This is a genomic window from Pectobacterium araliae, assembly GCF_037076465.1.
GTDB lineage: Bacteria > Pseudomonadota > Gammaproteobacteria > Enterobacterales > Enterobacteriaceae > Pectobacterium > Pectobacterium araliae.
Genome location: NZ_AP028908.1, coordinates 809,257 through 820,525, shown reverse-complemented (window position 1 = coordinate 820,525; position 11,269 = coordinate 809,257). Strand labels below are relative to the sequence as shown.

Here is an 11,269-nt window from a genome sequence, read left to right as displayed (position 1 = left end):
GATAAATCAGGCGGTGACGTCGCGGTAGCACTCAACCCTACAGATTACTGGAGACTTACGATGAATGATGCCATTTATCAACGGATTGAAAGTAACCCCTTATTCAGAGAACTGGTCAATAAGCGGCAGCGTTTCGCTGCTTTTCTCTCGCTGATCATGCTGGTGCTTTATGTCGGCTTTATTCTGCTCATTGCCTTTGCCCCTGGCTGGCTGGGAACACCTATCAGCCCTGGCTCCAGCATTACCCGCGGCATTCCGATTGGTGTGGGATTGATTGCGATTTCCTTCATTCTGACTGGCGTCTATGTGTATCGCGCTAACGGTGAATTTGATCGTCTGACCAAGCAGTTACTGGATGAGGTAAAGCAATGAAAATACGCTTTATGATGCTGTTCGGACTGTTGATGCTGCCAGTGCTTGCGTGGGCGGCAGATGCCCTCACGGGAGATGTCCAGCGCCAGCCGTTGAATATTCAGGCCATCGTGATGTTTCTGCTATTCGTCGGCGGCACGCTGTATATCACCTATTGGGCATCGAAGAAAACCCGCTCACGTAGCGATTATTATACGGCTGGCGGCAATATCACGGGCTTCCAGAACGGGCTAGCGATTGCGGGCGACTACATGTCAGCGGCATCCTTTCTCGGTATTTCCGCACTGGTCTATACCTCCGGTTACGACGGTCTGATCTATTCCCTCGGCTTTTTGGTCGGCTGGCCGATTATCCTGTTCCTGATCGCAGAGCGGCTGCGCAACCTCGGGCGCTACACCTTTGCGGACGTCGCGTCCTACCGTTTGCAACAGCGCCCGATCCGCAGCCTCTCCGCCTGCGGTTCGCTGGTGGTTGTGGCGTTGTACCTCATCGCACAGATGGTCGGTGCGGGGAAACTTATAGAGCTGCTGTTCGGCCTCAACTACCATGTCGCCGTGGTGCTGGTTGGCATTCTGATGGTGATGTACGTCATGTTTGGCGGCATGCTCGCCACCACATGGGTACAAATTATTAAAGCCGTCCTGCTGCTATTCGGTGCTACCTTCATGGCCGTCATGGTAATGAAATCCGTAGGGTTCAGCTTTAACGAACTGTTCAAACAGGCGATAGACGTTCACCCGAAAGGGGCATCGATCATGAGCCCCGGTGGACTGGTTTCCGACCCCATATCCGCCTTGTCTCTTGGGTTGGGTCTGATGTTCGGTACGGCTGGTTTGCCGCATATTCTGATGCGCTTCTTCACCGTCAGCGATGCTAAGGAAGCACGGAAAAGCGTGTTATACGCCACGGGGTTCATGGGCTATTTCTACTTCCTTACCTTCATCATCGGCTTTGGAGCCATCCTGTTGGTCAGCGGCAATCCGGCGTTTAAGGATGCGACAGGTGCGCTCATCGGCGGGAATAATATGGCGGCAGTGCATTTAGCCGATGCCGTCGGCGGCAACTTCTTCCTCGGCTTTATCTCCGCCGTGGCCTTTGCCACCATTCTGGCCGTCGTTGCTGGGCTGACGCTGGCAGGTGCCTCTGCCGTGTCCCACGATCTCTACTCTAACGTGATCAAGAAAGGGAAAGCGACGGAACGCGATGAGCTGAAAGTCTCGAAAATCACCGTACTGGTGCTGGGTGTCGTGGCGATTTCGCTCGGTATCCTGTTTGAGAATCAGAACATCGCCTTCATGGTCGGGCTGGCGTTCTCTATCGCTGCCAGCTGTAACTTCCCGATCATTATCATCTCCATGTACTGGTCGAAGCTGACCACACGCGGGGCGATGATTGGCGGTTGGGCGGGTCTGTTGACCGCCGTCATTTTGATGATATTGGGACCCACGATCTGGGTGAAAATCCTCGGCCACGCCACGCCAATTTATCCCTATGACTATCCAGCGCTATTCTCCATGCTGGTCGCATTTATCGGTATCTGGTTCTTCTCCATCACCGATCGTTCCGAAGCCGGACAGCAGGAACGCGCACGCTTCCATGCACAGTTTGTCCGCTCACAAACCGGCGTCGGCGCATCAAAAGGCAGTTCCCACTAATTTCCCTTCTCTCTGGCCCGCGAAATACGGGCCAGTTCTTATTTGGAACCCAACGCTTTGCGTTGTTGAAAATCGCTCCTGCGATTTTTTGCGGGGCGGATTCCCAATAGTAACCCGTACGCTTTCCAGCGCTGCGCGATTCGCTATGGTAACGGCATACACATCACAGGGAAGGATGCGATGCAGCCTCACGATGCCATCTTCAAACAGTTCTTAAGCGATATTGATATCGCCAGAGATTTTCTTGCCGCCCATTTGCCAACGGCTATTCAGCAGCAGTGCGATTTCAGTACATTGCAGTTGGAGTCTGCATCGTTTATCGAAAACACATTACGTTCTCGTCTGTCAGACATGCTGTACTCACTGCAAACTCGCTCTGGTTCTGGATATATCTATTGCGTCATAGAGCATCAAAGCCGCCCCGACAAGCTCATGGCTTTCCGGCTATTACGTTATTGCCTTGATGCGATGCAACAGCATTTATCTCAAGGACATCCGTCGTTACCCGTGGTTATTCCACTCTTGTTCTATCACGGCAAACGCAGCCCTTATCCGTATAGTATGCAGTGGCTGGATCATTTCACCGATCCAATGCTGGCGGAACAGGTTTACCACCATGCCTTTCCACTGATAGACCTGACCGTCATTCAAGATGAAGAGATCAAAACGCACCGTCGTGCCGCACTGCTGGAGCTCGTGCAGAAACACATCAGAACACGGGATATGCTGGAATTGGCACACGACATCGGGCTATTATTTGAACACTGGAACCTGTCTTTGCCACTGCGGCACGCGTTATTACTGTACGTTGCGAAAGTGGGCAATACATCTGACATAGACAGGTTCATTGATTCAGTGGCTGAGCCCCTGTCAACGCATAAGGAGGACACAATGACCATTGCACAACAATTACACCAAAGGGGATTTGAGCAGGGGATGCAGGAAGGAAAACAAGAAGGGATGAAGGCCAGCGCACTAAACATCGCCCGCCAGTTGCTGCAAAGTGAGATGGAGCAGGAATTAGTTCAGCGCGTTACCCAGCTATCCGATGAAGAAATGGCACAACTGCTCCACAGCGAACAGAAATAATTTTTTATCGTGGGCTATCCCTGCCCACTCTCTTCATGTTACTGAAACTGAATTTATTCTTCGCTTAACGTCACCACGTCATACATCACACTGCCGCCTTTTAATTGCAGTGTGATGGTGTTGTTACCGTTTTTTAGGAAACCGGATGATACGGGGATACGAGCAACGTGATAGCGACCACTCTGTAGCGCGCCACGATAGATGGCTTTATCGTTCTCGTAAGTCAGCGTTTCCAACGTCCTGCCGTTTACTATTACCGCCAGTTGCGGTGTGGTCGGTTCACTCATGCCGCTGTTACTGGTCGCCGCCAGCGCGATGTTGAGGAAATAGGTTTTCTTCTCCGGCCGTAAAACAAAACGGATATCCCATTTTCCCAGTTTGGTCTGCGCATAATACCAGTCACGCTGATAGTCGCTGCGGCCAATATCAAACGTCAGAGTTGCCGGAACCTCATGCTGCCAGCGGGTGTTACGTGCCTCATGACCAAAACGGAATTCGCTCGCCTGCCGATTTGCCTGTCCAATCGCCCAGACAATGGGTTCAGCTTTAGGCAGCGTTATCACTGGCAGCGCTTGCTTATCACCGGAAACGGATAATGTTTGCTCTGCCAAAATCCCCGGCTGCGTACCGCTATTAGCGTATACCGCCAGATGGTAATTACCCGGACGGACGTATGGGATCGTAAAATGTCCCTGCGAGTCTGTCGTTGCCTGATACGAATAACCACGGGTTTGCACATCAAACGGCTCATCCAATGACGATGAAAGCACGACGGTGACGGGCTGCTGGCTGGCAACGCGTCCGCTCACCTGTGTGCGCTTGAGCGCATAGCGAGCATCATCCACCCACTTGTATGGCCAGTTGACCGTTTCCGTCAGCGCCTGACGCTGTGCATCCGCCAGCATTTGCTCGGTATCGCCTTGGTTAATGTACAGCAGCCACGGCCCGTAGAATTTTTTCCAGCCCGGCGGGGCTTTCATATCCGGCGTGCCAAAGTGTGAACCTGTCATATAGTTCAGAATGATCGCATCCTGATGCACCAGTAAATCCTGCTTGAGCGCATCGCCGGAGAAATATTCCCGATTGCCGTGAATCAGCCACGCGCCGACACCGTTACCGAAAACGCCCCAGAAAGGCGCGGCACGCATGTAGCCAGCGAAATCATATTTGGAATAGATGCTGCCATCCGGCAATCTCCAGGTTTCATCCTGCACCTTTGGCGAAGCCTCAAGCTGACGATAAAGCAGCGGTTTGCCCTGACGAACACCGCTGTAGAGGTGGTCTAACCGCGCAGGATCGAAGCGATAAACGTTGCGCAGTTCACTGACGTTAACATTCTGACTTCCGCTATTTTCGGCCACCACATAGCTATAAAGCCCACTCACGCCGCGCCGCATAATCAAGTGGTATTCGAGCTTTAGCAGTCCGCCGCGATCGTCAATATAGGCCACATGCGCCATCTCACGATCGTTGCGCAGCACCTCTACGCGCTCGGGGACAAAATCTTTGACGCCTTTAACGTAATAGTCGAGGTAAGCACTACGGGTTTTGCTCGGGTCACGCGCCGCACCGGACAGGTTGGTGACAATATTTTTACCCCCCGTCACCATGCTCACCGCACTGCCATCCTCACCGAATGTGACTTTCAGCAAGCCATTATCCAGCACGGTATTCAAACCCGAAACGGATAACGACACGGCATTATCCTGCGCACTATAGCCATAGGGTGCCAGCATGGCTCCCACCAACAACAAGACAGATCGCTTCACAGTCAGCCCTCTTGTGTTCCACTGGTTAGACAGAAACGTTTATCGCATCCGTTCAGGCCACAGCCGCTGCAATATCGAGATACACGGGGCTACCACGGTGCGAGGCATCCCTGCGGGAACCTCATCACCGTGTTTCCCCTAATATCTGGCATTGGGTGTAGCCTGAGATATCTAAAAATTCCTGCCATTTTAAATAGATAGGATAGAAACATCAGGAACAACATAATCGAGGAGATAAGCGCCCTCCTTCACGCCACTGCCAGCAACAACAAGAATCTGGCAATAGCGGGAAGAAAGTCAGGATCGACATCGCAGAAATCAAAACTACTCAGAATGACAGCTCGCGGATCAGCACAGCAGACACCACTTTCCAGCCGCGAATCAACAAGCTTTGCGCCTCACCATCCATCACCACCGTGCCGCGCAGCACTTGCGGCTGAGCACGATAATCGGCAGGCAAGCTGAGCAATACACGATACACGGCCTGCTCAGGGTGCAGCTTGCGCTGTGAATCACTCAGCGTGGCAATATCACCACCATACACCGAGGCAAGCTCTGGTGCCGCATTCAGATCGCGGGTCGCCGTACTGGCGATTTCCACAATCGTGAGCGGCAGCGACGAACGACTGACATCCTGTAAATAAAACGTGCCTTTTGTGCCCGTGCTGAGCCGCTGCCAGTCTTTCTCCGACACAAAGGCTTCTACCAGTCCGCCGGTTGGTTTGGTCACCACCGCCAGCCATTCGCCCTGCCCCAGCCATTCGCCCGTATCCAGCGGTGTTGCCATATCGGCCACTACACCGTCTATCGGCGCACGCACCGTCAGTTGTTCAGACTGGCGCTGCAATACCTGCAACTTTTGTAGCGCCGCGTCGTGCTCCTGCTTCACCCGTTGGTGATCGCCCGCGGCTTCTTTGTTGAATACCTGAAACGTGCTTTGCCAGCTCAATGTGGCAATCTGGCGTTCAAGCTGTTGCCGTTCATGCACCAATGCGTCAGACGACAGCGTAAACAGCGTCTGCCCGGCGTGCACAGGCTGACCGACCTCCACCTCAATGCGCTGAATCATCGCAGGTACGGGCATATACAGGCTGCTTTGCTGTTCCGCCCGCAGCAGCGCCGGTGCGTACACACTGCGCTGCCAGGGAATTATCAGCAAAAGCAGAACCACGGCGCTTACGGCCAGCGTTGTCGTCATGTTACGGTTCATACGGTAATCCTTACGGCGTTTACTCCATTCGCGTACTTCATTCACCACGGGCATCACCACGAAGTAGCCGATTTCAATCGCGAAAAGCAGCATTCCTAATAACTTGAACGCCATGTGGTAAACCAGAATCGCGATACCGGTAAACAGAAAGAAACGGTATATCCACACCGCAAAGGCATAACCCACCAGCGTGCGTTGTAGCCAACGGGGAAAGTGCTCCGGCGGCGCATCGCCCAAACCGAACAGCCATTCCCGCATCTGCCAACGTCCGATAGCAAAGCCTCGATTTTGCAGATTTGGCACCTGTAGCCCATCAGAAAGCAGGAAATAGCCGTCGAAGCGCATCAACGGGCTGAGGTTAATCGCCAGCGTCATGATCCAGGTTGTCGTCGCCAGCATAAACGCAGCACTGCGCAGCATGCCGTCCGGCAAGAAGCTCCATGCCAGCGTTGCCCATGCCGCCAACGCCAGTTCGGTCATCATACCCGCTGCACCAATCGCCATCCGCTGTCGGCGGCGGGTGAGCTTCCACGAACCGGACGTATCGGTGTACAGCACTGGCATCATCACCAGAAACGCGACGCCCATGGTGGCGACCCGCGCACCAAAACGCTTGCAGGTGTAGGCGTGACCGAACTCATGCAAAATCTTAGTAAAGCACAGCGTCAGACCTGCCAGCGCCGCCCCTTCCAGCGTGAAGAAATGCAGAAAAGTATGTTTGAAGGTTTCCCACTGGCGTCCGGCGAGGAAGAGCCCCAACACGGCCACCAGCAGCGTCAATTTGAGAAAAATAGGACTGAAAAAGGGCTTAATCCACGGCAGCGTCGCGCCCAGAAAGCGATCTGGATGCCATAAGGGAATGCGGAAAAACAGATAGTTCTTTAGTAGCTTGCGCCAAATCGAGACACGCGACTGTTCCACCTGACGAGTAAACTGCGCCAGCGCCTCATCGCCGGAAACCCGCGTCAGGCTGTTAGCCTGCAAAAAGCGGTTGAAATACTGCACATCGCTGTCATCCAGCGTCAACGCAGAAGTTTGGTTAACCTCGGCGACGATCTGCGCGGCATTCTCCATCGACCAGCGCGATAGCATCGCCATTTCTGCCCAGCCGATACGAAAATAGAGGCCGCGCAGCGGATCTTCCAGCGTCCAACTGGGCGATCCGTCGCGGTTAGCTGGCCCGGCGTGGAGAATCAGTTCATCGCGCAACGGACTAAGCCCAGCGGCAGGTGTAGGACTTCCAGCCATCGTTACACGCCCAGCCAGACGCGCAGGGAGGCCAGCGGTTTACGCAGCAGGTAAACAAACAGCACGGTGCGCTCTCCGTATAGCTTGGCCGTGCCTTTCAGACCCACGCGCTGCTGTGGATCATCCTGCGTAAAACGCGCGCGCAGCCGATAGGCCATCACATTATCCGGCATTGGTGCAGCGCGATAACCGATCTGTTCAAGCCGCGCTTCCTGTGCTGAGTTCGGTGCCACATTGAGGAACAGACGTACATCCGCGCCATTTTCCAGCGCAATCGCATCTGTCGCAGGCAATTGGATTTCCAACTCCACATCATGTGGATCGGCGATCATCATGATACGTTCGCCTACCGCTACCGAGCGCCCAATCCAGTCACTGGCATCATCAAGGATCGCCACACCGTCACGCGGGGAAACAAGCTGCATACGTTCCTGCTGACGTTGCAGAAAATCCATGTCGCTCTGCGCCTGCTCGCGGCGGCTTTGCAGCACGGCCAGACTGGCCTTGCTGTTGGCATCAAACAACGCCTGTTGCTGTGCCTGACGGTACTGGGCATCGGCAGTCGCAAAAGCCTGTCGCGCGGATTCCAACCGATTTTCCAGTTCGCGCACATCCAGTCGCACCAGCGGTTGATTAGCGCTAACGGCTTGATTGGGACGAACCAGAATATCATCCACCACACCCGCTACAGGGGCGCGTACCATCACCGGACGATGCGCGACAATCTCCGCCGGAGCCAGCACCGACTGTCGAACCGGGATCAATAAGATCAGCGCCAGCGCCACGATCCCGGCCAGAATCAAACGACGCTTCTTCGGGCTGGTATTCGTCTGCCGCCGACGTTGTTTCTGCAAACTCGCCCACGCATGGGCATACGCTTCCGCCAATTTTTCCAGCAGCACAATCTCGGCAGGCAGCCACGCGCTGTCCCGTGCTAACACCAGCACCAGCGGCGTATCGCCCTGCGCTAAACGAAGCGGTAGCCAGAGTAAAAATTCCGGCAGATGCTCCTGCCACAATTGACGATCGTCCGTGGGTAGATCCTGAAAACTGAGCGCCTGCGTTTGACGACCGTCTTCCTGCCACTGGTGGCACAGGCGACTAAATTCGGTGCAAAACGGCGCGTTATGATCGATCGAAGCCAGCCCAGAGGCCGCCTGCAAACGCCGTTTATCACTATCCCACAACAGCGCCTGACGATATTTCACCAGATTGTGTGTTTCATTGACGATGAAAAACGCCAGTTCATCCAGCGTTTCTCGCGCTCTGGCGCGGCTCTGCAACTGTAACAACTCAGCCAGCAGCACCAGCCGGGTATCCTGTTCGGTTTGCGCTGCTGTCGTGGTGTTTCGAGCGGTCATGGCGACACGCTGCCTGCATCAGGCGGCACAATTTGCGCCACACCGCTCATCCCCGGCAGCAATCCGGCGGTGGATTGGGTAATCCGACCAAAGACTTTTACCGACTGACTAACCGGGTCGATAGCCGACGAGAGACGGCTGATTTCAGCCGGATAGCTCAGGCCAGTTTCATCCAGCGTGACCTGAAAAGCGCTGCCCTGCTTTAACCACACCAGCCAGCGCGACGGCACGATCATTTCCAGCTCGAATGCGCTGTCATCATAGATCGCCAGCAGTTCTTTGCCTTCCGGCACCGATTCCCAACGCTTCACCTTGGTTTCCGTTACGCGGCCAGAGAACGGCGCTTTAATAGCACAGCGTTGCAGCATGGCGCGATTGACGCCGCTTTCGGCCTGCGCCATCGACACCGACGATCGTGCCTGATCGACATCAGACAGGCTGATCGAATTGAGTTTATCCAACCGATCGGCAATCGCCAGTTTCTTACGAGCAGCATTCTCTGCCGCGTTTGAGTAGTTCAGTTTTTCGCGCAGCACGGTGCAGTCAAACGTGAGTAGCGTGTCACCCTGTTTGAAGTGTTCGCCTTCTTTTACTGCAATATCCGTCACTTTCCCGGCAATTTCGCTGGACAACACGGTATAGCGCTGTGCGCTAAGCTGCACGCGAATATCGCCCTGCGTCGCAGCCTGCCCCCAGAGGGGCAGACTTAACGCACTGACCAGCAACAGCGGACGCATGATGCCGACAGCCATTAACGCGAGCCTCCCGCCTGTAGAGATTGCAGGTTATCCCACATATCCGTATTCACCACGCGGTAAGGTTTGCCCGCGTTAGCCGCAGGCGTAACGGCTGCGGGCACGATAGGTTTCGTCACTGGTGCAGCGGTTGACGATGTTGGCGCGGTAGAAGCCGTCGTGGTGGCAGGCGTAGCAGGTGTTGCCAAGGACAGACGCGGTACCGCAACGCCGCCTTTTTCAAGACTCCCCGTAGTGCGGGCAATCGAGTTACTCAGCGCCGCCAGGCTGACATCGTTCACGTTATCCGGCAGCACGTCCAGACCTGCGGCCTGATACACTGCGCCCAATGCGTTCTGCACATCGGCAAAGCTGCGATCGCGTGCGCGGGTAGTCAGAATGGTTTCCGTGCTGACGCGCACCTGTTCCATCTGCGTTTCGGCACGATGCTGTACGCTGAGCGTAGTCTGATTGAGGATGCCGCGCTGAATCCGCGCCAGTTCCTGATAGCGACCGAACATCTGCGTGCTCTGTTGATACTCCTGCCACGCGACATTCACCTGAGTCAACACCGCCATGCGCAGCGCCTGACGACGAACTTCCGCCAGATCTTCATTCGCCTGTCCGGCACGTTTCACCGATGACCATGACAGCACGTTCAGCAGGTTGCCGCTGACCTGAACGCCCGCATTCGCCCACTGGTGATTGACCAGATAGCTGTTGCTGTCGCCATTGATACCAGCAAACAGCGACACGCCCGGCAACAGACGCAGCAGTGATTTACGGGTTTCCAGTACGCTATTACGTGCCAGATAGCTTTCTTCGCGTACTTCCGGGCGTTTCACCATCGAGAAGTTTTCCAGATCGTCGAGCGAGTAAGCCATCTTCGGTGCGACCAGACTGCTTTCGCTCGGCACGACGACATCGTACTTGCTGGACGGCGGCAGGTTCATCAGCGCCGCCAAACGAGATTTTGCCACCACCAGATCGCTGTCGACGATTTCCAACTGGCGCACCATCTCCAGCATGTTTTTCTGGAAACGCAGTGCCTCAACCGGTGCCAGCAGACGCTGTTGTTCGGTCTGACGCGCATATTCCAGCGCCTGACGCGCCTGCGTCAGCGCAGTCGTTACTTCCGGCTGCAACCGCTGTGCCGTTGCCGCTTCCCAATAAGCGGTCCGCACCTGACGGGTAATATCCGCCACCACGCGACGACGACGCTCTTCCGCTGCCAGCGATTTGTTCGCCTGTACTTTGGCATTGAAATAGCTGATACCGAAATCCAGCACGTTCCAGCTCATCGTCAGATCGGCAGTGCGCTGGGTCTGATCCTGACTGGTGGAAGCTTCCAGAGATTGTCGCCCTGTGGTGACCGATTGGCTGCTAGAGCCTGCCACATTATCGCGAGTTTGCAACCCGGCGCGGGCGGTCAGTTTCGGTAACAGCATATCCAGATTCTGTACGCCTAACAGGTCATCTTCCATTGCCTGTTCCATCAGCGCAACCCGCTGTTGCAGGTTATATTTCAGCGCACGGGCAATCGCCTCATCCAGCGTAATCGTGCCGCGTACCGGCTCCTGATTAGCGAACATCTGCGTTCTGTCACTCAATGCCTGTGCAACCTGCTGCTCGACCGTAACCGGTTCTGGTTTGACGGCGCAGCCAGCCAACCCCAGACAGGCGAGGGTCACTGCGATCCGTAACGCTCGGGAACCTGCGGTGCGTGGTATAGCCTCGTGTTGAACGTTCTGCTGCTGACTGTCGTGTTGCTGGCTATCCCAGAAATGCGCTATGTGCTGATTCACCCGGGTTCTCCCCATCTTCTATTTGT

8 protein-coding genes are annotated in these 11,269 nt (G+C 55.0%); 3 read left to right on the top strand and 5 right to left on the bottom strand.

Annotation, left to right across the window (positions count from 1 at the left end; all coding sequences use genetic code 11):
* The first annotated feature begins 60 nt into the window (after positions 1 to 60).
* The 3 genes from AACH44_RS03705 (at position 61) to AACH44_RS03695 (ending at position 3,116) form a co-directional block, all read left to right on the top strand.
* Positions 61 to 372 (top strand): DUF485 domain-containing protein, encoded by a 312-nt coding sequence (locus tag AACH44_RS03705; protein ID WP_107170383.1) that lies wholly within the window; start codon positions 61 to 63, stop codon positions 370 to 372.
* Positions 369 to 2,027, top strand: a complete 1,659-nt coding sequence (actP, locus tag AACH44_RS03700; RefSeq protein ID WP_261847206.1) for a cation/acetate symporter ActP — start codon at positions 369 to 371, stop codon at positions 2,025 to 2,027. The genes AACH44_RS03705 and actP overlap by 4 nt, the downstream gene beginning before the upstream one ends.
* Positions 2,028 to 2,207: 180 nt before the next feature.
* Positions 2,208 to 3,116: an Rpn family recombination-promoting nuclease/putative transposase gene (locus tag AACH44_RS03695; protein WP_261847205.1), complete on the top strand. Its 909-nt coding sequence runs from the start codon at positions 2,208 to 2,210 to the stop codon at positions 3,114 to 3,116.
* 53 nt (positions 3,117 to 3,169) lie between these two features.
* On the opposite strand, the gene AACH44_RS03690 is transcribed toward AACH44_RS03695, so the two are convergent.
* The 5 genes from AACH44_RS03690 to AACH44_RS03670 all read right to left on the bottom strand — a co-directional run bounded on the left by AACH44_RS03690 (position 3,170) and on the right by AACH44_RS03670 (position 11,243).
* The gene (locus tag AACH44_RS03690; RefSeq protein WP_261847204.1) at positions 3,170 to 4,885 is read right to left on the bottom strand and encodes a polysaccharide lyase family protein; all 1,716 of its coding nucleotides are present in this window, start codon (positions 4,883 to 4,885) and stop codon (positions 3,170 to 3,172) included.
* A 328-nt stretch (positions 4,886 to 5,213) separates the two neighbouring features.
* Positions 5,214 to 7,343, bottom strand: a complete 2,130-nt coding sequence (locus tag AACH44_RS03685; RefSeq protein WP_338659509.1) for an HlyD family efflux transporter periplasmic adaptor subunit — start codon at positions 7,341 to 7,343, stop codon at positions 5,214 to 5,216.
* Positions 7,344 to 7,345: 2 nt separating this feature from the next.
* Positions 7,346 to 8,704 (bottom strand): efflux RND transporter periplasmic adaptor subunit, encoded by a 1,359-nt coding sequence (locus AACH44_RS03680; RefSeq protein ID WP_338659508.1) that lies wholly within the window; start codon positions 8,702 to 8,704, stop codon positions 7,346 to 7,348.
* On the bottom strand, positions 8,701 to 9,456 hold the full coding sequence (locus AACH44_RS03675) for an efflux RND transporter periplasmic adaptor subunit (protein WP_261847201.1): 756 nt from the start codon (positions 9,454 to 9,456) through the stop codon (positions 8,701 to 8,703). Before AACH44_RS03675 ends, AACH44_RS03680 begins: the two co-directional genes overlap by 4 nt.
* Positions 9,456 to 11,243: a TolC family protein gene (locus AACH44_RS03670; RefSeq protein WP_261847200.1), complete on the bottom strand. Its 1,788-nt coding sequence runs from the start codon at positions 11,241 to 11,243 to the stop codon at positions 9,456 to 9,458. Before AACH44_RS03670 ends, AACH44_RS03675 begins: the two co-directional genes overlap by 1 nt.
* Positions 11,244 to 11,269: the final 26 nt, after the last annotated feature.